Source organism: Mycobacterium cookii (assembly GCF_010727945.1).
GTDB lineage: Bacteria > Actinomycetota > Actinomycetes > Mycobacteriales > Mycobacteriaceae > Mycobacterium > Mycobacterium cookii.
In genome coordinates, this window is sequence record NZ_AP022569.1 from 804,022 (window position 1) to 826,447 (window position 22,426).

General features: G+C 65.0%; 24 protein-coding genes. 11 read left to right on the forward strand and 13 right to left on the reverse strand.

Features of this window, described 5'->3' with window-relative positions; all coding sequences use genetic code 11:
* Positions 1–22: 22 nt before the first annotated feature.
* The 7 genes from G6N27_RS03885 to G6N27_RS03915 all read right to left on the reverse strand — a co-directional run bounded on the left by G6N27_RS03885 (position 23) and on the right by G6N27_RS03915 (position 6,384).
* Entirely contained in the window at positions 23–787 is a 765-nt protein-coding gene (locus G6N27_RS03885; protein ID WP_163775156.1) for an SDR family NAD(P)-dependent oxidoreductase, read from the reverse strand.
* Positions 784–1,287, reverse strand: coding sequence for an aromatic-ring-hydroxylating dioxygenase subunit beta (locus tag G6N27_RS03890; protein WP_163775157.1), 504 nt, complete (start codon positions 1,285–1,287; stop codon positions 784–786). The genes G6N27_RS03885 and G6N27_RS03890 overlap by 4 nt, the downstream gene beginning before the upstream one ends.
* Positions 1,284–2,594, reverse strand: coding sequence for an aromatic ring-hydroxylating oxygenase subunit alpha (locus G6N27_RS03895; RefSeq protein WP_163775158.1), 1,311 nt, complete (start codon positions 2,592–2,594; stop codon positions 1,284–1,286). The genes G6N27_RS03890 and G6N27_RS03895 overlap by 4 nt, the downstream gene beginning before the upstream one ends.
* The gene (locus G6N27_RS03900; protein ID WP_163775159.1) at positions 2,591–3,427 is read right to left on the reverse strand and encodes an alpha/beta fold hydrolase; all 837 of its coding nucleotides are present in this window, start codon (positions 3,425–3,427) and stop codon (positions 2,591–2,593) included. The genes G6N27_RS03895 and G6N27_RS03900 overlap by 4 nt, the downstream gene beginning before the upstream one ends.
* Positions 3,427–4,500, reverse strand: a complete 1,074-nt coding sequence (locus G6N27_RS03905) for a DODA-type extradiol aromatic ring-opening family dioxygenase (RefSeq protein ID WP_163775160.1) — start codon at positions 4,498–4,500, stop codon at positions 3,427–3,429. Before G6N27_RS03905 ends, G6N27_RS03900 begins: the two co-directional genes overlap by 1 nt.
* Positions 4,406–5,515 (reverse strand): amidohydrolase family protein, encoded by a 1,110-nt coding sequence (locus G6N27_RS03910; RefSeq protein ID WP_232064855.1) that lies wholly within the window; start codon positions 5,513–5,515, stop codon positions 4,406–4,408. Before G6N27_RS03910 ends, G6N27_RS03905 begins: the two co-directional genes overlap by 95 nt.
* Before the next feature lie 137 nt (positions 5,516–5,652).
* Positions 5,653–6,384 carry a FadR/GntR family transcriptional regulator gene (locus tag G6N27_RS03915; RefSeq protein WP_163775162.1) on the reverse strand — a complete coding sequence of 244 codons (732 nt, stop codon included), beginning with the start codon at positions 6,382–6,384 and terminating at the stop codon, positions 5,653–5,655.
* 332 nt (positions 6,385–6,716) lie between these two features.
* Between G6N27_RS03915 and G6N27_RS03920 the strand changes: the two genes are divergently transcribed.
* The 11 genes from G6N27_RS03920 to G6N27_RS03970 are packed head-to-tail and all read left to right on the forward strand — an operon-like array spanning position 6,717 to position 17,941.
* Positions 6,717–7,487, forward strand: coding sequence for an MlaE family ABC transporter permease (locus tag G6N27_RS03920; RefSeq protein WP_163775163.1), 771 nt, complete (start codon positions 6,717–6,719; stop codon positions 7,485–7,487).
* 9 nt (positions 7,488–7,496) lie between these two features.
* Positions 7,497–8,351: an ABC transporter permease gene (locus G6N27_RS03925; protein WP_163775164.1), complete on the forward strand. Its 855-nt coding sequence runs from the start codon at positions 7,497–7,499 to the stop codon at positions 8,349–8,351.
* Positions 8,352–8,355: 4 nt separating this feature from the next.
* Entirely contained in the window at positions 8,356–9,705 is a 1,350-nt protein-coding gene (locus tag G6N27_RS03930; RefSeq protein ID WP_163775165.1) for an MCE family protein, read from the forward strand.
* Positions 9,706–9,761: 56 nt separating this feature from the next.
* Complete coding sequence (locus G6N27_RS03935; RefSeq protein ID WP_163775166.1) at positions 9,762–10,790, forward strand: virulence factor Mce family protein; 1,029 nt, start codon at positions 9,762–9,764, stop codon at positions 10,788–10,790.
* Positions 10,787–12,118 carry an MCE family protein gene (locus tag G6N27_RS03940; RefSeq protein ID WP_163775167.1) on the forward strand — a complete coding sequence of 444 codons (1,332 nt, stop codon included), beginning with the start codon at positions 10,787–10,789 and terminating at the stop codon, positions 12,116–12,118. Before G6N27_RS03935 ends, G6N27_RS03940 begins: the two co-directional genes overlap by 4 nt.
* Entirely contained in the window at positions 12,118–13,422 is a 1,305-nt protein-coding gene (locus tag G6N27_RS03945; RefSeq protein WP_276044783.1) for a virulence factor Mce family protein, read from the forward strand. The genes G6N27_RS03940 and G6N27_RS03945 overlap by 1 nt, the downstream gene beginning before the upstream one ends.
* A 35-nt stretch (positions 13,423–13,457) precedes the next feature.
* The gene (locus G6N27_RS03950; RefSeq protein ID WP_163781305.1) at positions 13,458–14,576 is read left to right on the forward strand and encodes a virulence factor Mce family protein; all 1,119 of its coding nucleotides are present in this window, start codon (positions 13,458–13,460) and stop codon (positions 14,574–14,576) included.
* On the forward strand, positions 14,577–16,037 hold the full coding sequence (locus tag G6N27_RS03955) for an MCE family protein (protein ID WP_163775169.1): 1,461 nt from the start codon (positions 14,577–14,579) through the stop codon (positions 16,035–16,037).
* Between the two features lie 29 nt (positions 16,038–16,066).
* Positions 16,067–16,648, forward strand: coding sequence for a mammalian cell entry protein (locus tag G6N27_RS03960; protein ID WP_232064856.1), 582 nt, complete (start codon positions 16,067–16,069; stop codon positions 16,646–16,648).
* Positions 16,645–17,250, forward strand: a complete 606-nt coding sequence (locus G6N27_RS03965) for a hypothetical protein (RefSeq protein WP_163775171.1) — start codon at positions 16,645–16,647, stop codon at positions 17,248–17,250. Before G6N27_RS03960 ends, G6N27_RS03965 begins: the two co-directional genes overlap by 4 nt.
* Before the next feature lie 49 nt (positions 17,251–17,299).
* A complete protein-coding gene (locus G6N27_RS03970; protein ID WP_372513008.1) occupies positions 17,300–17,941 on the forward strand; it encodes a CAP domain-containing protein in 642 nt (213 codons plus the stop codon).
* Between the two features lie 6 nt (positions 17,942–17,947).
* Here G6N27_RS03970 and G6N27_RS03975 read toward each other — a convergent pair whose 3' ends face one another.
* From G6N27_RS03975 to G6N27_RS04000, 6 genes are all read right to left on the reverse strand, one after another.
* The gene (locus G6N27_RS03975) at positions 17,948–18,334 is read right to left on the reverse strand and encodes a DUF2834 domain-containing protein (protein WP_163775173.1); all 387 of its coding nucleotides are present in this window, start codon (positions 18,332–18,334) and stop codon (positions 17,948–17,950) included.
* Between the two features lie 14 nt (positions 18,335–18,348).
* Positions 18,349–18,711 carry a DUF732 domain-containing protein gene (locus tag G6N27_RS03980; protein ID WP_163775174.1) on the reverse strand — a complete coding sequence of 121 codons (363 nt, stop codon included), beginning with the start codon at positions 18,709–18,711 and terminating at the stop codon, positions 18,349–18,351.
* A 127-nt stretch (positions 18,712–18,838) separates the two neighbouring features.
* Positions 18,839–19,864, reverse strand: coding sequence for a phosphotransferase family protein (locus G6N27_RS03985; protein ID WP_163775175.1), 1,026 nt, complete (start codon positions 19,862–19,864; stop codon positions 18,839–18,841).
* Positions 19,864–20,796, reverse strand: coding sequence for a DUF7064 domain-containing protein (locus tag G6N27_RS03990; RefSeq protein WP_163775176.1), 933 nt, complete (start codon positions 20,794–20,796; stop codon positions 19,864–19,866). Before G6N27_RS03990 ends, G6N27_RS03985 begins: the two co-directional genes overlap by 1 nt.
* Positions 20,793–21,599: an enoyl-CoA hydratase/isomerase family protein gene (locus tag G6N27_RS03995; RefSeq protein ID WP_163775177.1), complete on the reverse strand. Its 807-nt coding sequence runs from the start codon at positions 21,597–21,599 to the stop codon at positions 20,793–20,795. Before G6N27_RS03995 ends, G6N27_RS03990 begins: the two co-directional genes overlap by 4 nt.
* Before the next feature lie 2 nt (positions 21,600–21,601).
* Positions 21,602–22,414: an enoyl-CoA hydratase/isomerase family protein gene (locus G6N27_RS04000; RefSeq protein WP_163775178.1), complete on the reverse strand. Its 813-nt coding sequence runs from the start codon at positions 22,412–22,414 to the stop codon at positions 21,602–21,604.
* Positions 22,415–22,426: the final 12 nt, after the last annotated feature.

Below are 22,426 nucleotides of genomic sequence, written 5' to 3' on the forward strand. Positions count from 1 at the left end.
CAGGTTATGGGGCCTCATGCCATCAGCCCATGCTGCTGCCGCCGTTGACGTACATCGTTTGCCCGGTGATGAACCGGCTGTCCTCGCCGGCCAGGAAGGCGACAGCTGCGGCGACCTCGGCAGGATCGCTCGGGCGCCCGAGCGGGACGATGGCCGTTGCTTCCTCGATGACGTGCCTCAGACGTGCCGGAGCATCCGGGGAGTCGAGCAGCCTGGCCACCTCGCGTGTTCGCACGTAGCACGGCGCCACGGTGTTTGCGGTGATGCCGGCGGCGGCGAACTCGCGCGTTAGGCCGGTGACCATCGCGTGCACGCCGCCCTTCGCGGCGTTGTACATCGCGTGATCCACCAGTCCGGTACGCACCGAATCCGCGCCGATGTTGACAATACGACCGTGTCCGCGAGACACCATGTGCGGCAGCACCGCTCGCACGCAGTAGATCGTCGTCCACAGGTTGTTGTCGACGGTGGCGCGCAGCGTCTCCTCGGTGTGATCGAGGGTCGCCAGGATCACGCCGCCGCCCGCATTGTTGACCAGGACGTCGACGTGGCCCAGCGTCGCGACCGCCGACTCCACCATGTCGTCGGCCGCACCGGGTTGGTGGAGTTCGCCGACGAATCCGCCGGCGATCGCCGCCTGCTCGTACACGAGCTCGAGGTCGTCCTTGTCGCGGGTTGCCGCGAAAACCACTGCGCCGTCGGCGATCAGCCGCTCGGTGATGCCCAGGCCGATGCCGGATGCGGCCCCGGTCACGATCGCTGTCCGACCGTCCAGCGCACCGCTCATATGATGATCGCCACGTCGGAGACGGAACGAAGGTCCGTCATGTCCAATTCCGCTCGCTTGGAGGCGATCCGGAAGCCGCCGTCACTGTGTCGGAGTCGGTAGCGGTATTGCCCGACGTAGCAGCTGCTGCGTCCCGCGCGGAATCGCCACACCGTGAACGAGGCGGTCACCGACACCGCGTCGGCTGGTCCGTCCAGCACCCGCACATTGCACACCTGGTGATTCGTTCGGGAGTGCGGGTACTCGCGGTGAGCGCGTCGGCTGTTGAGCCGGGCGACCCTGGCCGTCAGCCGCACGTAGTTGTCGTCGATGAGGAGCAGGTCGTGGGCTGGATCGGCGTCGAGTGCGTCGTTGCACGGCACTTCGTATTTGGCATCCGCGTCGAAAAGCTGCAGCCACTCGTCGAGCGCCCACGCGTCCAGCAATGCCGCCTCGGCGTAGAGGAAGTCCTCGACCTGCTGCCTCAACAAGACGTGCTGCTGCCACGCCACGGCGGTCACCGGGCACCTGCCAGGTCCGCCGCAGTTCCCATTTGTTGCTGCCAGCGACGCCAGAACACCCGCATCTGCTCTTCGTCGTTCGCCACCGGCGTTCGCCCCATGCCGCGGGAGATGTCGTTCCATTCGACGCCACCGCTGGCGAAGCCCTGCTGGCACGACTCCAACGCTTCCATGTCGTCGGGGGTGGCGAAACCGCCCGGGCCCAGGAACGTCAGGAAGCTGTCGAGCCGGCGGTGACGCAGGGATGCCGGCTCGTTGCGGGGAGCCAAAGCCCACGCGGTGACGTCCACGGCGTCGGGCGTAGGCGGATAGAAGGTGCGCACCGTCACGGCCATGATGTCGTTGATGATGAGGTTCGGATAGATCAGCAGATTACGGTTGACCTCCGCCATCGCGTGCGCCCGCTGCTCGCCGTGCCGCGCGACCAGATCCGCACGTAGCCGGTCGATTTCGGTGTGCGCGTCCGGACCGAACAGCGGCTCCCATTTCGCGACCGGACGTCCCCACGGGGAACTGTATTCGATCACCGCGTGACCGTTGCCCAAGTCGACGGCTCCACCGCTGACACCGCCGCGCAGATCGGTGCCGATCGACACCAGATACTTGAAGTAGGTATCGTGCGTCGACTCCGCGTGGTATCCGTCGAAACTGTTCTCCACCAGAAGCTTCCAGTTGGCGCCGAAGCTGTATTGGTTGGTGCCGCGGGCCATCTCGACTGACCCACCACAGCCGTCGACGACGAGGTCGATGTAGTCCTTTGCACCGGCCAGGTAATCGGTCAGGTCTTCGATGGCAGGGTCGAAACAGGCAAAAACGAAGCCGCGGTAGGACTCCGCGCGCGCTACCCGTTTGAGCCCCAGATCATCGAAGTCGACGCCGCCGGCGTAGGCATCGCGATCGGGCACCCCCTTGAGCCTGCCTTCGGAATCGAAGGTCCAGGCGTGGTAGAAGCACTGGAATACCTTGGAATTGCCGGAATCCTGCCGGCACACCAAAGCGCCACGGTGCGTGCAGGTGTTGTGGAACACGTTGACGTTGCCGGTCTTCACGCCGCGGACCATGAAGATCGGCCGCCCGCCGACCTGCCGCCGGACGAAGTCACCCGGTTCGGGGATCTCCGATTCGTGTCCGACATAGAGCCACGACTTGCCGAAGATCCGCTCAACCTCTGCGCGGTGCACCGCCGGCGACGTCATCGCCGAGCGGTGCACCTGAAAGCGTTGCGCCGCAGCGTCGTCGACGACTATCGGTAGATCGGCCGCTTCTTCGCTCGCCCGGCCGACCCGTGGCTCGGTACCGGTGCTCATCGGCGTGCCAGGTAGTCGCCGACCAGCGTGGAGAACTCGTCCGCGCGCTCGATCTGGGTCCAGTGTCCGCATGCGCTGAACACATGCAGGTCGGCGTTTGGCAGCAGCCCCAGCATTGTGACGGAGACTTGCATCGGAACCACCTTGTCCTCTCGACCGTGCACCAGTAATGCGGGTGTGGCTATGGCGCGCACCTCGGCCTCGCTGATGCCGAGCTCCGATCCGGCGTGCCTCGGATCGAAAAACATTGCACGGTAGGCCTCGTAAGCGCCTCCGGCGATACTGGCCTCGTACCGGATTGCGACGAGGTCGTCGGTGATCATTGTCGGATCGACCGCGAAGTAATTGCGCAGCAGATCGCGCATCGCGCCATGTGACGGCTCGTATGCCCGCAACGCGGCAAGCCCTTCGGTCGGCGTCATGCCCACACCCGGTGCACCCATCAGCACCATCTTGATGATCCGATCCGGTCGGTCGGTGGCCATCTGCAGCGCGATGCGCCCGCCGAGCGAGTTGCCGACAATTGCGGTCGTCTCGATGCCAAGTGCGTCCAGGAACGACCAGATGTGATCGGTCCAGGTGCGCAACGAATACACGACGTCGTCGGGCCGGTGGGTCGCACCGAAGCCGACGATGTCCGGAGCGAGCACCCGGAATCGCTGCGACAGCGCTCCAATGTTGTGCTGCCAGTTGGCCAACGCTGACACACCTGGGCCCGAACCGTGCAGCATGACGAGTGGTTCGCCATGACCGGCCTCGAGGTAGCTGGTCTGGATACCGCCGGCCTCGACGGTCCTCGCTTCCGTCGCGATCCCTGCCACTGCTGACGTCATCACGCGCCTCCTTCGTTGAAGACCGCAAAACATTTGTTGGAGTTGAAGACATCGGTGGTGACCAGTTCTGACCACGAAAGGTCCAGCCCGAGTTCGTCGACCGCCCCGGTCAGGCAGAACCAATTGAGCATTTCGTGCTGACCGGCGTCGACGATGTCGCGGCTCGGGGTGGCTTGCCACGTGTCGTACTCATGGTCGACGAACAACTGATACAGCCGGCGGTCGGCTGCGGTGTCGGGCGTGATGTGCCATGTCTTGTCAGTGAGGAACGCGTGCGACCAACTGGAGGAGGCCACCAACGCAACCCGCAGGTCGGTGCTTGTGAACGCCTGGGCGACCGCGCGGCCCAACGCAAAACAGCGCGCTGGTGTCGGGCCGCTGGGGTCGAGTCGTTCATCGGCGATGGCGGCGAATCGGGCCAGCCCGCCGCGGCGGGCGATCGCATGCTGCCCGTAGCAGTTGACCGTGATCGGGATCATCGGGTATTCGAAGCGCGCGCCGGCGTTGGGATAGTCAAGGAACAGTTGGGTATTGAGGATCGCGTGCGGAAATGGAGAGCTGTTCCGCTTCTGATACGAGTAGGCCATGTCGAAGCCGCGGCCGATCAGATCGTCGGCGAGTTGACGGGCACAGTCGGGGTCGCCATGCAAGGTGATGGTGCTGTCATCGGGCAGGCCCCAGGCGTTGGGGATGCCGCGGTCGTTCATCAGCTCGAAGGGGTTGACATCGACGTCACCGTAAGCGAGCACGCAGAACGGGGGGATCACCTCTTCGCGGAAGTTCTCGTACTGGTCGTCGCCCCAGACCACCACCACGTCGGGCGCAAACGCGTCGAGTGCGTCGCGGCACCGAGCAAGGTTCTCCACCAGTAGCTTTCGGTGCAAAGCGGCGGATCCGACACCGCCGTCGGCGCCCCACTCGGCCCGCATCGACTCCGGCCAGTTGGCCGGATCTTTAGCCTCGGCCGGAATGTCGGGGTCAGTCAACGTCCAGCGCAACAGGTCGGCCATATGCTCGTCGGTGCCGGCCAGCAATGGGTAGTGGGTCATTCCCAGACCCAGGAAGTGCGCCATGATGCTCCTCCAAATTGGTGTGGCAGATTCTGCGACGCAGGTCGGTCGGCAGGTTGGCAACGATGTCGTCGAAGGGGTCGGGCATCGCCGGGAAGGGGTAGTCGGATCCGAAAACCACGTGGTCGCGACCGAAGACCGCGATGGCTTGCTGAAGTGCGAGATGGTTGTAAGTCATTGAATCGCACCATAATTGGGCGGCGAGTCGGCTGGGAAGATCAGCCGAGTTGACCGATTCACCGGCCATGATCGCCGCCTTGTCGAGCCGGCCGATGATGCCGGGCAGCGCGCCGCCGCCGTGTGCGAGGCAGATGCGTACCGCAGGTCGGCGGAGTAGAGCGCCGCTGGTGATCAGTGCCGCCGCGGCTGCCGCGGTCTCGATGGGCATCCCGGCGCCGAAACCCAGACCGAGGCCGGTCAGTCGAGGCGGCAGATCCTGGTCGCTCGGATGGACCAGTATCAGTGCGCCCAGTTCATGAGCGACGGCGAAGAACCGGTCCAGGCTCGGATCGGCCAGCTCGATATCGCCGACCCTGGTGCCGATTTCGACACCGAGAAATCCCGGTTCGCGCATGCACCGTCTCAACTCATCGACAGCCCGGTCGGGTTCCTGCAGGGCGACGGCGCCCAGCGCCGTGAAGCGGGTGGGGTGCTGGTGGACGACCCGCGCAAAGAAGTCGTTCTGCGCTGCTGCCAATTCGGCTGTGCCGGACGCCGTTGCACGATAGCAGAAGGTCACCGGAATCGGCGAGAGCACCTGCACCGCAACGCGTTCGCGATCCATGTCGACAAGCCGCGCCTCAGGCGACCAGCAGCGATGGTCGATTCGCCGGTAGGGCCGTCCACCGAACATCAGGCGCGCCTCGGTGTCGCCGATGCGTTCGATGCTGGGCCACTGATCGTGCGGGTAGACCCGGCTCAGATCCGGCAGAGATTCGTCGATGGCATGTGTGTGGACATCGAAAAGGCCTGTGCGGGTGGACCGATGAGCGTCGATGGCCGTAACTCCAAATAACACGTGGAACGGGAGATTCGACCACCGTAGCAATTGTGCATGCATAATTCAAGACATACATGCACAATGTTGTGGATCACATGATGAGGTGGGCACCCTCGAGCGCGCTCAAAGACAGGGGAGTAGCCGGCGATGCCCGGTCAGGGATGCTGCGGCGTGATCGGGGTGCGGTCCGGGTCGTCGACGCGAATCAGATCTTGGTCGTGTCGGTTGATCGCGTCGACGAATGACGGTTGATCGTGCAGTGCGATGGCGGCCACGATGTCGTCGTGGACGTCGAGGCTCCTGGCCAGCAGCGGTTTATGACCGTGGACGAATACCACCCGCGTCAGCACCGCCTTGATGCTGGTGATGATGAGTTGGTGCATTCCTTCGAGGACAGGGATGTGGGCGGCCGCCGCCACGACGCGGTGAAATGCCAGCACGGCGTCGAAGAACTGGGTGGCATTGGCGGCGGCACGCATCGCTACCATCGCCGTGCGCATCGCCGCGACATCGTCACTGGTCGCACGTTCGAAAGCAGCTTTGGTGAGGCCGAATTCCAGGTACAGCCGGGCTTCGAACAGGTCCAGCGGGTGCGGTGTGGACGGCTGAAACGAGAGATCCAGCGCGCCGACCCGAACCTGTGGCGGCGCGCTCGCCACCGTGATCCCACCGCCAGGTCCCGGCCGGACTGCGACGAGGTCTCGATCGCGCAGGATACGCAGCGTTTCGTTCATCACCGTCGGGCTGATACCGAATCGGTCCATGATTTCTGAGCGCCGTCCCAAGTGAGCGCCGATTGGCAGGCGCGCACTGAGGATTTCGTGCTCCAGATCGGCTGCGACGCGCTCGGCCCGGGAGGATCGCAATGCAGGCTCGCGACGTTGCACGCGCAGCCTCCTTCGGGTCGTCGCCGGGCGCCGTACCGGCACCGCTCCGCAAGTTTCTCAGATAAACCCGAGAACCGGCCGCATATCCCGCACGCCACGGAAGACGTTGTGAGCACGTTTGTTCGACGCGCGCACAGCAAACTGCACGTCATCGACCGATCTGCCGGAAAGTGACCCCGATGGGGTACCCACAATCCCTCTTGGTGGAGCAGTCACTGCCCTGAGAGCGTCGATATCGTTTCCGCCATGCCGCAGGATGAGCATGACTATCTGCAGCTGCGGATTCAGGGTGCCCTCGCCGCGGCGGCATCGGTCGTGCCCCGGAGGCTCAGATGGTGACGGTGAATCAGGTCACCAAGCCGGTCCGGTTGGTCGGCGACATGTTCGCGATGGCGCTGGACGCCACCGTGCTGTCGTTCACCCCGCCGTTCGCCTGGCGTGAATATCTGCTTCAAAGCTGGTTTGTCGCAAGGGTTTCCATGCTACCGGCGCTGATGATGACGCTGCCGTACTCGGTCATCCTGACGTTCATCTTCAACATTCTGCTGACCGAGATCGGTGCCGGGGATTTCTCGGGAACCGGCGCGGCCATCGGCACTGTCAACCAGATCGCCCCGATTGTCACGGTTTTGGTGGTCTCCGGTGCCGCCTCCACGGCCATGTGTGCCGATTTGGGCGCCAGGACGATCCGCGAAGAGATCGACGCGATGCGGGTGCTGGGCATCAATCCCGTACAGAGGCTGGTGGTCCCGCGCGTGCTGGCGGCCACCACAGTGGCGTTGGCGCTGGAATCCGCGGTCACCGTGGTCGGCCTTGTCGGTGCATTCCTGTTCACCGTGTACGTCCAACATGTCTCCGCGGGCGCATTCGTGACGGGACTGACCACGCTCACCGGTCTCGCCGACGTCGTCGTGTCGATGGTCAAGGCAACGCTTTTCGGCTATGCGGCCGGGTTGATCGCTTGTTACAAAGGCCTCTCCGTCGGCGGCGGCCCGGCCGGCGTCGGCAACGCGGTCAACGAGACCGTGGTCTTCACGTTCATGGTGCTGTTCGCGATCAATGTGATCGTGACCGCCGTCGGCATCCAGTTCACGGTGTCGTGAGGTGAACCCATGGCGGTAGCACTTCCCAGCAGGCTTCATCCGCGGCTGCAGCGCTCCAGGAACGCGGTGGCAGGTGAATGGAACCGAATCGGCTCGCAGACGCGGTTTTACGCAACGACGATCGGCGCGATCCCCGACGCGATCGCCAACTATCGAACCGAGATACTGCGGCTGATCGCGCAGATGGGGCTGGGTACCGCGGCGCTGGCGATGGTCGGCGGGACGATCGTGATCGTCGGCTTCCTGACGATGACCACCGGAGCCCTGGTCGCGGTCCAGGGCTACAACCAGTTGGCCTCCGTCGGTATCGAAGCTCTCACCGGGTTTGCATCGGCGTACTTCAACGTCAGGCTGATCGTCCCCGGCACCGCCTCCGTCGCGTTGTCGGCGACCATCGGCGCCGGCGCAACCGCTCAGATCGGCGCAATGCGGATCAACGAAGAGGTGGACGCGCTCGAGGTGATCGGCATCCGCAGCGTCAGCTATCTGGCATCGACGCGAGTTGTCGCCGGGGTGATCGTGGTGATCCCGCTCTACTGCGTCGCGGTGATGATGGCCTTCCTGGCTTCGCGTGCCGGAACCACCGCCGTCTACGGCCAGAGCACCGGTGTCTACGACCACTACTTCAACACGTTCCTGAGTCCCCGCGACGTCATCTGGTCGTTCATTCAATCCGTGGCGATCGCAATCGTCGTCATGCTGGTGCACACCTACTACGGCTACACCGCGCGCGGCGGACCCGCCGGAGTCGGTGAGGCCGTGGGCCGCGCCGTGCGTACCTCAATGGTTGTCGCGGCGGTCGAGATCGTGATGATCACGCTCGCCGTCTACGGCGAGTCCGGCAACTTCCACCTGGCGAGCTAGTGCGATGAAACGCAGAGCGGGACAACATCGCATCGCGAGCGGCTGGTGGACGCTGATCTTGCTGGCGGTGATCGGTATCTTCCTCTTTGCGACGACGGCGGCCTTCAGCGGCACCTTCCGGTCGTATGTGCCGGTGACGCTGACATCGGATCGGGCCGGCCTGGTGCTCGAGACCAACGCCAAGGTCATGCTGCGGGGTGTCCAGGTCGGCCGGGTCAGCGACATCGGCGAAGGCAGGGAATCGGCCAACCTGAAGCTGGAAATCGATCCCGACCAGATCCCGTACATCCCCGCCAATGTGCAGGCTCAGATCAGTGCCACCACGGCGTTCGGCGCCAAGTTCGTCGACCTCGTGTACCCGCCGAACCCGAGCGCGGCCCGGCTGCCCGCCGGCGCGGTACTGCGTTCGCAGAACGTCAGCACCGAAGTGAACACGGTGTTCGAGAACGTGGTCGACCTACTCAAAATGGTCGATCCGCTGAAGCTGAACGCGGTGCTCTCCGCGGTGGCCGAGGGCGTGCGCGGACAGGGCGAACGGATGGGCGAGGCCACCACCGACCTCAATCAGGTGCTGCTGGCGCTCAACACACGCAACGGCACGATCCGCGAAGACTGGCGCAAGCTCGGGGAACTCAGCAACGCATACGACGGGGCCGCCCCGAACATCTTGACCACGCTGAAGGCCGCGAGCACGACCAGCACCACGATCGTGGACCATCGGTCGGCGCTAAATGACTTGCTGCTCAACACCGTTGGCTTCGCCAACGCCGGAACCCAGCTGCTCGGCACCAGTCGGGACAACCTCATCACATCCATCAACAAACTCGAACCGACCACCGAACTGCTGAACAAATACAACCCCGAGTACACCTGCTTCCTGCAGGGCGTGACGTGGTACCTGAACAACGGCGGATATGCCGCGTGGGGCGGTGCCGACGGCCGGACACTGCAGCTCGACGTCGCACTACTACTGGGCAACGACCCGTACGTCTTTCCGGACAACCTGCCCATCCACCAAGCCAAGGGTGGGCCCGGCGGAAAACCCGGATGCGGGTCGCTGCCGGACGCATCGAAGAACTTCCCGGTCCGCCAGCTCGTCACCAACACCGGCTGGGGCACCGGGCTCGACATCCGGCCCAACTGGGGCATCGGGCATCCCTGCATCGCGTCCTGGTTCTCGGTCACGCACTCGGTGCCGTATCCGCCCAGCGTTCGGCAATGCCTCCCCGGGCCGGCGGTCGGCCCGGAGCCCAATGGCCATGCGGCGCCGCCATTTAACGCGACGCTCTACGGTCCCGGCGGGGTGCCGCTGTTTCCTGGGCAGCCGCCGGCCGCACCCGGCCCGCCACCGTGACCTGACCATCAGCGCCACCGCGAGTACCGACGATCAGCAGACGCAGGAGACGAGCCATGAAGGAAAATCTGAGAGGCACCATCGTGGGCCTCGGCATCTTCCTGATGGTGTGCGGTCTCGCCGCATTTCTGTTGTTCGCCGTTTTCGCGCAGCTTCGCTTCGGTGCGGGCAACACCTACTACGCCCAGTTCAGCAATGTGAGCAACCTGCGCAAGGGCAAATTGGTCCGGATCGCCGGGGTCGAGGTGGGCAAGGTCAAAGACATCGCGATCAACTCCGATGCGACTGTGCGGGTTGAGTTCACCGCCGACAAGTCGGTGACCCTCACCGAAGGCACGCGGGCAGTCCTGCGCTACGACAACCTGTTCGGCGATCGCTACCTCGCACTCGAAGAAGGGGCCGGGGGTGTGCAGAGACTTGCTCCCGGCCAGACCATTCCGATGAACCGAACGGCGCCCGCGCTGGATCTGGACGCATTGATCGGCGGCTTCCGACCGCTCTTCCGGGCACTGAACCCTGAGCAGGTCAATGCGTTGAGCGGACAGCTGATTCAGGCGTTCGACGGACAGGGCCCGACGATCGGCTCGTTTCTGGAAGGCGCTGCCGCGGTGACCAACACGTTGGCCGACCGCGACCTGCTGATCGGTCAGGTCGTCGACAACCTGAACGTGGTGCTCGGGTCGCTCGGCGGTCAAAGCGACCGGTTGGACAAAGCGGTGACGTCGCTGTCGGAGTTGATACATGGTCTGGCGGAACACAAGACAGAGATCACCAATGCGGTGGCCTACACCAACGCCGCCGCGGGGTCGGTCGCCGACCTGCTGTCGCAGGCCCGCGCGCCGTTCCAAAAGGTGGTCCAGGAGACCGACCGGACCGCGAGCATCGCGGTGGCCGATCACGACTACCTCGACAATTTGCTCAACACGCTGCCGGACAAGTACCGGGTGATGGACCGCCAAGCGATGTATGGCGACTTCTTCAGCTTCTACCTGTGCGACATCGTGCTCAAACTGAACGGCAAAGGCGGCCAACCGGTTTACGTGAAGGTCGCCGGTCAGCCCACCGGGCGGTGCGCGCCCAAATGAAAATGTTCTCCGAACGCAACCCGCTGATCATCGGCGCCGTCGGCATCGCGGCGGTCAGCCTGGTCGTGCTGGCCGCGCTGCAGTACCAGAAGCTGCCGTTCTTCAACGGGGGCAGAACCGTCTCCGCGTATTTCGCCGACGCGGGCGGCCTGAAGACCGGCAACGGCGTGGAGGTCTCCGGGTTTCCGGTGGGCAAAGTGTCCAGCATCGAACTGGACGGGCCCGGCGTACTGGTCAAGTTCAAGGTCACCAACCGCGTCCATCTGGGGGAGCGCACCGAGGCGGCGATCAAGACCAAAGGCCTGCTCGGCAGCAAGATCGTCGACGTCGTGCCGCGCGGCAGCGGCCAACTCGACAGTGCCATCCCGATGGACCGGACGGTGTCGCCGTATCAGCTGCCCGACGCCCTGGGTGACTTGGCCACCACGATCAGCGGGCTGAACACCGATCAGCTGTCCGACTCGTTGGCCACCCTCGCGCAAACCTTTTCGCACACCTCACCGGACCTGAAGAACGCTGTCCAGGGGGTGGCGCGATTCGCCGAAACCCTCGACGAGCGCGACGCCGAGCTCCGCACCCTGTTGACCAATGCGGCCCAGGCGACCGGAGTGCTGGCCAAGCGCACCGACCAGGTGGTCAGCCTGGTGCACGACACGAATGCACTGCTGGCGCAGCTGCGGACGCAGAGCGCTGCCCTGGATCGAGTCGCAGTCAACATCTCCGCGGTCTCGCGACAGTTGAAGGGGTTCATCGGCGAAAACCGAGAGCAGTTGCGTCCGGCTCTGGACAAGCTCAACGGGGTGCTGGCGATCGTCGACAACCGCAAAGAACGACTGCAGCAGGTCATTCCGATGGTCAACGCCTATGTGATGTCACTCGGCGAATCGGTCGCGTCAGGCCCGTTCTTCAAGGCGTACGTGGTGAACCTGCTGCCGGGTCAGTTCGTCCAGCCGTTCATCAACTCGGCGTTCTCCGATCTGGGATTGGACCCCTCGACACTGCTGCCGTCGCAGCTGACCGACCCGCCGACCGGTCAGCGCGGGACGCCGCCACTGCCGATGCCCTACCCCCGGACCGGCCAGGGTGGTCCGCCCCGACAGAATCTGCCCGACGCGATCACCGGCAATCCGGGCGACCGCCCTTGCGGGGGCCCGGGTCCCGGCTGCTACCCGTACCGGCAACCGCCACCGCCACCGCCGCCCGGTGGCCCACCACCGGGACCCCCCGCGCCGGCGCCGCCCCGGCTCGGATCGGTGCCGCAGCCCACGCCCGCGCCGGGCAGCATCGAGGTGGGCCCGGGTCCCACCCGGCCCGGAGCTGAATCGTGATGGCGCGGCTGCTGCGGTCCCGCGTTGCGGTGGCGGCCGCACTCGCGGTGATCCTCGTCGGCGGGCTGGTCGCGTTGATGCGGGCCGGCGATCAGACCGACCGAACCGTTGTCGTCGGCTACTTCGACAACAGCAGCGGACTGTTCCGCGGCGACGACGTGAGCATCCGCGGCGTGACCGTCGGCAAGGTGGACAAGATCGAGCCGCAGCCGCTGCGGTCCAAGATCACCTTCTGGTTCGACCGCAAGTACAAGGTGCCGGCCGACGCCAAGGCCGCGATCCTGTCACCGCAGCTGGTGACGGGCCGCGCCATTCAGCTGACGCCGCCGTACTCCGGCGGACCGACGATGGCTGACGGCGCGGTCATCCCGCAGAACCGCACCGCGGTGCCCGTCGAGTGGGACGATCTGCGCGCGCAGCTGGAGCGGGTCACCAAACTGCTGCAGCCCACCCAAGCGGGCGGGGTGAGCACATTGGGTGCACTGATCAACACGGCTGCAGACAACCTGCGGGGCCAGGGCGCCAACATCCGCGACACCATCATCAAGTTGTCGCAGACCGTGTCCGCGCTCGGCGACCACAGCAACGACGTCTTCGGCACGTTCAAGAACCTGTCCACGTTGGTGACGGCGCTGCACGACAGCGCCGACCTGCTCGAGCACTTGAACCGCAATCTCGCCGCGGTGTCGTCGGTGCTGGCCGACGACCCGAACAAGATCGGCCAGGCAATCAAAGACCTCAACGCGGTCGTCGGCGATGTGCAGAGTTTCGCCGCCGACAACCGCGATGCGGTGGGCACCGCATCCGACAAGCTGGCGTCGATCACCACGGCGGTGGTCCAAAGCCTCGATGACATCAAGCAGACCTTGCATCTCGGGCCGACCGTGCTGCAGGACTTCAACAACATCTTCGAGCCGGCCAACGGTGCACTGACCGGCGCCCTGGCGGTCAACAACTTCGCCAACCCGATCAGCTTCCTGTGCGGTTCGGTGCAGGCCGCGTCTCGGCTGGGCGCCGAGCAGGCGTCGAAACTCTGCGCGCAATACCTGGCACCGATCTTCAAGAACCGGCAGTACAATTTCCTGCCGCTCGGGGAGAACCTCTTCGTCGGAGCACAGGCCAGGCCCAACGAGGTCACCTACAGCGAGGATTGGATGCGGCCGGATCACGTTCCGCCGGCGCCGGCTGCCGCAGCGACGAATGCGCCGCCGCCCGGGATAGCGCCGCCCCCGGCCACCGGCACGGTCGCCACCAACCCCGCAGCCGGACTGCCCGGAATGATGGTCCCCGGCGGTGGCTCATGAGATTCAGCTGGCGCGGCCGCGCGGTGGCGGGCGTGATGATGTGCCTCGCCGTGGCCGGCACGTCGGGGTGCAGTTGGCGCGGACTGAATTCGCTGGCGCTGCCCGGAACCCAGGGCAGCGGCCCGAGTTCGTTCGTGATCCAGGCGCAGATGCCCGACGTCAACAACATCCAACCGAACTCGCGGGTCCGAGTTGCCGACGTCACGGTCGGCCATGTGACCAAGATCGAGCGCCAGGGCTGGCATGCGCTGTTGACCATGCGACTCAACGACGACGTTCGTCTGCCGGCCAACGCGACCGCAAAGATCGGCACCACCAGCCTGCTCGGTTCGCTGCACATCGAGTTGGCGCCGCCGACCAGTGAGCCGCCGCAGGGCAGGCTGCACGACGGTTCACTCATCCCGTTGTCGCACGCGGGGGCCTACCCGAGCACCGAGCAGACGCTGGCCGCGTTGTCGCTGGTGCTCAACGGCGGGGGGCTGGGCCAGGTCCAGGACATCACCGAGGCGTTGAGCACCGCGTTCCGCGGCCGCGAACGCGACCTGCGCAGCTTGATCGGCCAACTCGACAAGTTCACCGCGAATCTCAACGACCAGAAGGGCGACATCATCGCGGCCGCGGAGAAGCTCAACAATCTCGTCGGAAAGTTCGCCGCGCAGAAACCCGTCCTGGACCGGGCCATCGAGACCCTTCCCGATGCCTTGGCGGTGCTCAACGAGGAGCGGGACAACATGGTCCAGGCGGCTGATCAGCTGGGCAAATTCAGCGCCCTCACGGCGGACACGGTCAACAAGACCCAGGCGAACCTGGTCAAAGAGTTGAAACAAGTTGGACCGGTTTTGGAGTCGCTGGCCAATGCGGGCCCGAGCATGACCCGTGCGCTCAGCCTGATCCCGACCTTCCCGTTCCCGAACGAGACCTTCGAGAATTTCATGCGGGGCGACTACGTCAACCTGACCGCGATCATCGACCTCACCCTCAGCCGGATCGACCAAGGACTGTTCACCGGTACCCGGTTCGAGTGCCACCTGACCCAACTGGAGCTGCAGTGGGGTCGCACCATCGGCCAGTACCCGAGCCCGTGCATGGCGGGCACCCCGTCCGTCGCGGGCAATCCGCTGACGATTCCGTACCGCTGGGACCAGGGGCGCTAGATGCATCTGGACAGGCGAATGAAGATGCAGCTGATCATCCTGAGCGTGATCGCGCTGGTGGCGCTGTCGGTGATGTCCCTGCACTTCGTGAAACTGCCGGCCATGCTGTTCGGTGTCGGGCGGTACACCGTGCAGCTGGAATTGCCGCAATCGGGCGGGCTGTATCAAACCGGCAATGTCACTTACCGCGGAACCGAAGTCGGCCGGGTGCAGTCGGTGCACCTGACCAAGACCGGCGTCGAAGCCTTGCTGTCGCTGAAATCCGGCATCGCGATTCCGCGAGATCTCAAGGCCGAGGTGCACAGTCAATCGGCGATCGGCGAATCGTACGTGGAGTTGCTGCCCCGCAACGGCACCTCGCCGCCGCTCAAGGACGGCGACGTGATTCAGCCCGCCGACACGTCGGTGCCCCCTGACATCAACGCGTTGCTCAGCGCCGCGAACACCGCTTTGCAGGCGATACCTCACGACAACCTGAAGACCGTGATCGACGAGTCGTACACGGCGGTGGGCGGTTTGGGCCCGGAACTGTCCCGCATCGTCAAAGGCGGGTCGAACCTGTCGATCGACGCACGCAAGAACCTCGACCCGCTGCTTGCCCTGATCGACAAGTGGCAGCCGGTCGCGGACTCGCAGATCCAGACGTCGGACGCCATTCAGGGTTGGGCGGCGCACTTGGCGACCGTGACGACCGAGTTGCAGAGAAACGACCAGGCGGTGGCCGCCGTGATCGATCACGGCGGGCCGGCGCTGAACGAAGCTCGTCAGCTGATCGAGCGGGTGCAACCCACGCTGCCGGTTCTGATGGCCAATCTCACCAGCGTCGCCCAGGTTGGGCTCGACTACCAGAATGACATCGAGTCGCTGTTGGTGATTTTTCCGGAGTCGATCAACGCCGAACAGGCCGGCATTCTCGGCAACTTGAACAGCAAGCAGGCCTACAAGGGCCAGTACCTGAGCTTCAACCTGAACATCAACTTGCCGCCGCCGTGCACGACCGGGTTTCTGCCGGCGCAGCAGGAGCGGGTGCCCACCTTCGAGGACGCTCCGCCGCGGCCGCCCGGCGACCTCTACTGCCGGATCCCACAGGAGTCGCCGATCACCGGCGTGCGTGGCGCCCGGAATCTGCCGTGCGAGACCAGGCCCGGCAAGCGCGCACCGACGGTCAAGCTCTGCGAGAGCGACGAAAACTATGTGCCGCTCAACGACGGCAACGCCTGGAAGGGCGACCCGAACGCGACGTACACCGGGCAAGACGTTCCGCAGCTGCCACCCGGGTCGCCGCCGCGCAAGGAAACACCCCCGCCGGCGCCCCCGCCCCCGGTGGCCGCCGCCCAGTACAACCCGGCCACCGGCACCTATCTCGGGCCCGACGGCCGTCAGTACACCCGATCCGATCTGGCCCAGCCGGCACCGAACGGCAGGTCATGGCAAACGATGCTACTGCCTCCGGGCAACTGACAGCAGGACGAAAACGGAAGGAGAACGGCATGCAGGCAGTGGTTGATTCCGAACCGCATACGGATAACGAGGACATCAGGGATGTCGACGACTGTGCCTCCGAACCGGCCGCAAACGAGATGGAGGGTGAGCGGGATCCGCGGCGCGCAACACTGTTCGGTCTGGCAATTGTCGCCGCATTGGCAATCCTGGTCGGCTGGTTGGGTTTTCACGCCTACCAGTCGCAACAGCCGCAGGCCAAGAGACAACAGTTCCTGCAGACGGCCAGGCAGGGCGCGCTGAACCTGACGACGATCGACTGGCAGCACGCCGACGCCGACGTGCATCGCATACTCGACGGGGCGACGGGGGAGTTCTACGACGACTTCGCCAAACGGTCACAGCCGTTCATCGAGGTGCTCAAGCAATCGAAGGCCAAGACGGTCGGCACGATCACGCAGGCCGGGTTGGAGTCGGAGACGGCTGATTCCGCGCGGGCGCTGGTGGCGGTGTCGGTTTTGACGTCGGATGCCGCTGCGGCTCAACAGGTTCCGCGGGAATGGCGGATGCGCATCGACGTGCAGAAACTGGGCGATCAAGTGAAGATTTCGAACGTCGGGTTCGTGCCATGAGGTGGCCGAAGCCGCGCCGCACAAGTGACCGACCTGTTGACGACACCGCGCCGGAGATTGCCGACGCAGAGGTCGGCGAACCGGATCGCGACGAGCAGCCAACGGCCCCGGGCCGGCGTCGCCGTGAATCGCGGGCGCTCGCCTATACGCTACTACCCGTCTTGGCGCTGCTGCTGGCGTCCGCTGCGGGATACCTGAAATGGCAGCAAGAGTCGGTCCGTGAAGCTCAGGTGGCCGGCGCAGAATCCCTGCGGGCCGCCACCGACGGCGCCATCGCGCTGCTGTCGTACAAGCCCGAGACCGTGCAGAAGGACCTCGACGCTGCGCGGAGCCGGTTGACCGGCACCTTTCTAAACGCCTACACCTCGCTCACCCACGACGTCGTGATCCCGGGCGCGCAGCAGAAGCAGATCGCGGCGGTGGCCTCTGTCCCGGCCGCTGCGACGGTACAGGCGAGTGCCAGCCACGCTGTCGTGCTGCTGTTCATCAACCAAAGCCTGACCATCGGCCAGGACGTGCCGACCAACAGCGCATCAAGCGTCCAGGTCGGCCTCGACAAGATCGACGGCCGATGGCTGATCTCGAAATTCGACCCGGTCTAAGGAGATCGACATGCGCAACGACTTGTTCGCCCTGACCGCCGCGGCCGTGATGGCTGCCGGCCCACTGTTGTGCACGCCGGGTGCCCACGCGGACGGCGACAACAACACGCTGATCCCAAACAACAAGCGACTCAATGACGGAGTGGTGGCCAACACCTACACCATTCAACATCAGGCCGGATGCACCAACGACGTCAAGATCAACCCGCAACTGCAACTGGCCGCCCAACGACACACGGACGACGTGCTGAACAACCGCAACCTCGACGGCGATATCGGCTCTGACGGCTCGTCGCCGCAAGACCGCGCCAACGCGGCGGGGTTCCACGGTCAAGTGGCCGAAACGGTCGCGATCAACCCGGCGTTGGCGATCAGCGGAGTCGAGCTGATGAACCAGTGGTACAACAACCCTGCGGACAAGGCGATCATGGCGAACTGCGCCAACAGCCAGATCGGGGTGTGGTCGGAGAACAGCCCCGCCCGCACCGTCGTGGTGGCCGTCTACGGGCAAGCGGCCAATGCTGCCCAACGAAACGTCGCGCAGTCGTTGCCGCCGGGTTCGCAGGCGAACAACATCCCGATTGATCCCAGCCCCGACTACGACGCCAGCGACGAGCTCGAGCACGGCATCAACTGGTGGGCGTGGATTTTGCGGGGTGTCAGCCCAGCGCCGGGCATTCCGCCCCAGTAACCGCCATCAGCTCCGGCGGACGCTCAATTCGTCTGTCTGAGAGTGCTTCTCGAGGAAGCGCTCGCGGGTGACGAGATACACCGGGAACGCCATCGACACGCCGATGTAGGACAACGCCACGAACACCCAGCCCCACTTGTGGCCCAGCCCTATCCGCGAGCTGTCGGACACGACCCACACCATGAACACCAGCCAGGCAATTGCCATGTCGATGCTCAGGAACGCCGCGGTGCCGCCGGGCGCTATCGCATCGCCGAAGAACGCGATCGGGTTGAGGATATTGCCGCCTTTCGACATCCACTGAAAGGCGTTGGGCCACGTCAAGATCAGCGCCACGGCACCAGCAACGACATAAAACCCGTGGCGAATATTCGTCGACGTCGATACGGACACTGGCGGGCTCCTCGCTAACCGTCGGGGGGTGGTCGGTAATGCTCTGCTGAATTTCGCAGCTGCCAGATTTGGTCAGGGCACAGCAGATTGACGGCGTAGGAGACCAGATAGTTGGTGGCGAACTCGTCGTTGGGGGTCACGTCGCTCTTCGCGTCGCCCATCACTTGGGCGTAGCTCTCGCCCCTGGTGACCCTGTCGCAGATCTGGTAGCCATAGCCGAGCGCGTCGTTGTTAGGAAAGTTGTAGTGCCGCCTCGCCGTAACGTCGTAGAGGTATTCCACCTGGGGTGCCGGGGCGGCGTGCGCTTGTGGGCCCGGTGACGGCACCGCTGCGCCGGCGGCGGCGATCAGTGCGAAGAGCGATGTGGGGATCTTCATGGCTGACTCATCCGTGATCAATCGGTGGCTTGCGATTAAGTTACGGGAAAGATCACCAGGTCACGTCCCCCTAGGCAGGGATTTTCTGCGCCGACGAGAGTGACCGCGTCGCAGGATCTTCGGCGGATCAGGTGAATGCGGAATTCCCGACCGCCAGCCGATCACCCGCAGCCAGGAACGAGTTCACCAGCCCAGGATCTGCGTAATACGGATCGCCGACCCCGCTCTCGAACCGCCTGCGGCTGTACTCGTAGAGCGCGGCGAGTTTGTACATTGACAGTGCGGCATACCAATTCACACCAGATACGTCGGCCCCGGTGCGGTCGGCGTATCGGTCGAGCAGCTCGGCGCGGGTCAGGTAGCCAGGTTCCAGCACCGCGGTACCCATCGCCGATGTCGGGACGAGCGGCTCGTCCGGAAGCGGATACGACGCGAGCAGGTATCCCAGGTCGGCAAGCGGATCGCCGATGGTGGCGAGCTCCCAGTCGAGGACCGCGGCGACAGCGCCGGCCTCGATGTCGACGATCATGTTGCCAATGCGAAAGTCGTTGTGGACGATCGCCGTTGCGGACTCGGGCGGCAGCCGCGCCTCGAGCCACTCGTCCAGCGCACCGAAGGCGGGCGGGACAGCGCCATCCACAGCGATCAGCGACCGCATCCGCCGCAACTGCCGGGCATTGAATCCGTCGGGCTTGCTGAAACCGTCCAGCCCGACAGCGCGCCAAGGCACTTCGTGCAGCACCGCGAGGGTGTCGACCAGTGACTCGGCGATGCGCCGGCGCAGCGTCGTGTGATTCGCCGGTGCCGGTGTCGACTCCGTGATCACCGAGCCGGCAACGAATTCCATGATGAAGATCGGAACATCCAGCAGCTCGCCGGTGGCCGCGGTGGCCAGCACATCCGGGGTGGGAACGGCGGTCTGGGACAACGCCTTCAGCAGCCTCGCCTCCCGCAGCACGTCATGGGCGCCCGACGGCAGCGGCGGCTGTGGCGGCCGGCGCACCACCACCTGTGACTGCCCGTCTGACACCAAGAACGTCAGGTTGGAGTGTCCGTCGCCGATGGCCCGGGCTGTCACCGTCGGGCCGCACAAGCCACGCACGGCAAGAAAGTGACCAAGTCGTTCGAGCTCAGCCCGCGACCACGTCCACATCACGCATCCCGCGCCGACAGGTAGTCCAGGTAGCTTCCCTGCCAATGTGTCTCGAACTGGCCGGCCCCCTCTTCGCCGTCAATGACGGCACGACAGGCACCTTCGCGAATGACCGTCTGCAACCTGTCGTGAGTCGGCAATTCGACCACGCCGAAGACGTCGAACTGCACCTCGGTTCGCGCTCCGCTGATGTCGGTCAGCGTCGCCCTCAGCCGGCGCTGGCGCATCTGATCGTCGTAGTCGGCGTGCTGGTCGATGTGGCGGACCGGGAACGTCACTCCGTCCCGAACGACGTAACCCGCGAATCCCCACTCGCCCTGAGCGATCCAGATCCAGCCATTGAGGGCCCGGCCCGACTCGGTGTAGGCGACGAACCATTTCCAGTGCTGCGGCACACCCCAGTCGCGTATTCCCCAGGAGTGGTCGCGATGCCCCATCCGGTCCCACCCGATGTGGCGGCTACCGATGTGAAGCCCACCGTGCACCCGTCCGGTCTGCTCGATCCTGTTCACCGCGAACCATGGCGGTAGACCGTCGGGGTTGCGGTGGTAGCTGAACGCATCGTGAATGCCGCTGAACGCGAACTCGATTCGTACGTCGTCGCGGTCGTAAGTGAGCAGGCAGGACTGGCGCAGTTCGGGTTGCGCGAGGGTCAGGCCGTCGAAAGAAAAATTGTCGAGGTCGGCGTCGTCGGACACTCGACCCTGATGCAGGTGCAGCGCCAGCGGTCGCGCGTCCGGCCCCCAGACGCAGACGTTGTAGCCGGCTTTTCCGCTGCCGGTCAGGTAGAGGTAGACCTGCACACCGAGTTCTTCCTCGGGCATGATCAGTTCCCAGAACAGGCTGTCGCGCGTTCGTTCTCCGGCCACCGGGCGGTGCCGCAGATCGTCAGCGAGACCGAGCCCGTCGCGCAGTTCCCCAGTAGTCGTCATCGCCGCGCTTGCATCGCCAGGGCCTGGCCGCGAGTGTCCACTTCCACAGCGCTGCGAAATGAGCTGATTTCGAGATTGCGGACGAACGCGTTCTTGGTCGATCTCATGCTGTCAGCGGGGTTTTCGGCGATCGTCTCAGCCAATTCGAGCGCCGCGTCCAGCGCCGCCGTCTCGGTGAGCAGGTCCGCCAGCCCGATGCGGTGGGCCTCGGCGGCTCGCACGGTGCGTCCCGTGAACGCCAGCTCGGAGGCCCGTCCGGGCCCGATCAGCCGGATCAGGTTCCACGACGTACCCAGTTCGCCGATGGATAGCCCCACTCGCACGAACCCCGCGCTGAAACTTGCGGTGTGGTCGGCGATCCGGATGTCGGCGGCCAACGCCAGCGACAGACCCCCGCCGGCCGCCGGACCGCTGACCGCGGCGATCACCGGGTACGGCAAGGCACGCAACCCGGTGGACCCGGACGCCGCCGTCTCGACCAGGTCGGTGAATTCTGACACCGACATCCGAGCAAGGACATCGACCTCGTCCAGGTCGAAGCCCGTGCAGAAGGTCTTCCCACCCGCGCCGGCGACGACTAGCGCACGCAGCGGTGCATTTCGCAATATCGCCGTCGCCCAGGCGATTTCGCCGAACATCTCGATTGTCTGCGAATTCGCCCGGTGCGGGCGATTGACCGACATCACGACGATCCCGCCATCGTGTTCGTCGAAGGCCAGAGTACGAGCCGTGCGCAGTTCGTCGAGAACGTCGGCAAGTGGGCGTCGTGACACCCTGTTCCATTGCCCCGCGGCGGTACTCATGCTCATCGACCGGAGAAGTTCGGCGCGCGCTTGGCTTTGAAGGCCTGCAGCGCTTCGGTCATGTCATCGCAACGCGTCAGCAGCGCCTGCCCACGGTTCTCCAATTCCAGCGCGGCCGCAAACGATGTGACTTCCATGTTCGCCTGTAACGCGCGTTTGGAGATCCGAATACCGCCGGGGGAGTTGGCGCAGATCTGGCCCGCCATGGTGAGGGTCTGGTCGAGCAGGTCATCTGCACCCGTCACCCGGTTGAGCAGACCGAGCCGCTCTGCCTCATCGGCCTCTACCATGCGCCCGGTGAAACCGATCTCGGCGGCTGCCGACGGACCGATCAATCGCGGCAGTAGCCAGGAGGCGCCCAGATCGCCGGCGGAGAGTCCGATGCGTACGAAGGCGGCATTGAATTTGGCCGCAGGTGATCCGAGCCGGATATCGGCCATCAGCGCCAGCGACAGGCCGCCACCGGCCGCCGGGCCGTTTACCGCTGCGATCACCGGTACCGGTACCGCACGGACGGCGCTGAGCGCGCGGGCGGCGCGCTCCTGACGGTCCAGCATGCCCAGTGCCGGCAACGACGCCAGTTCCTCGGCCTCGTCGAGGTCGTATCCGGCGCAAAAAGCCTTGCCTGCACCGGTCAGCACCATCACCCGGACGTCGCGGTCGTCGCCGACCGCGCGCGCCACCGACTCCAGCTCGTCGAACATCGTGACCGTCATCGCGTTGAGACGGTCGGGACGATTCAAGGTGACCTGGATTACGCCGTCTGCGGGAGACTCGAGAAGGATTGTTTGATAACGCGTTTCGAGATCAATCATGACGCCTGCTCC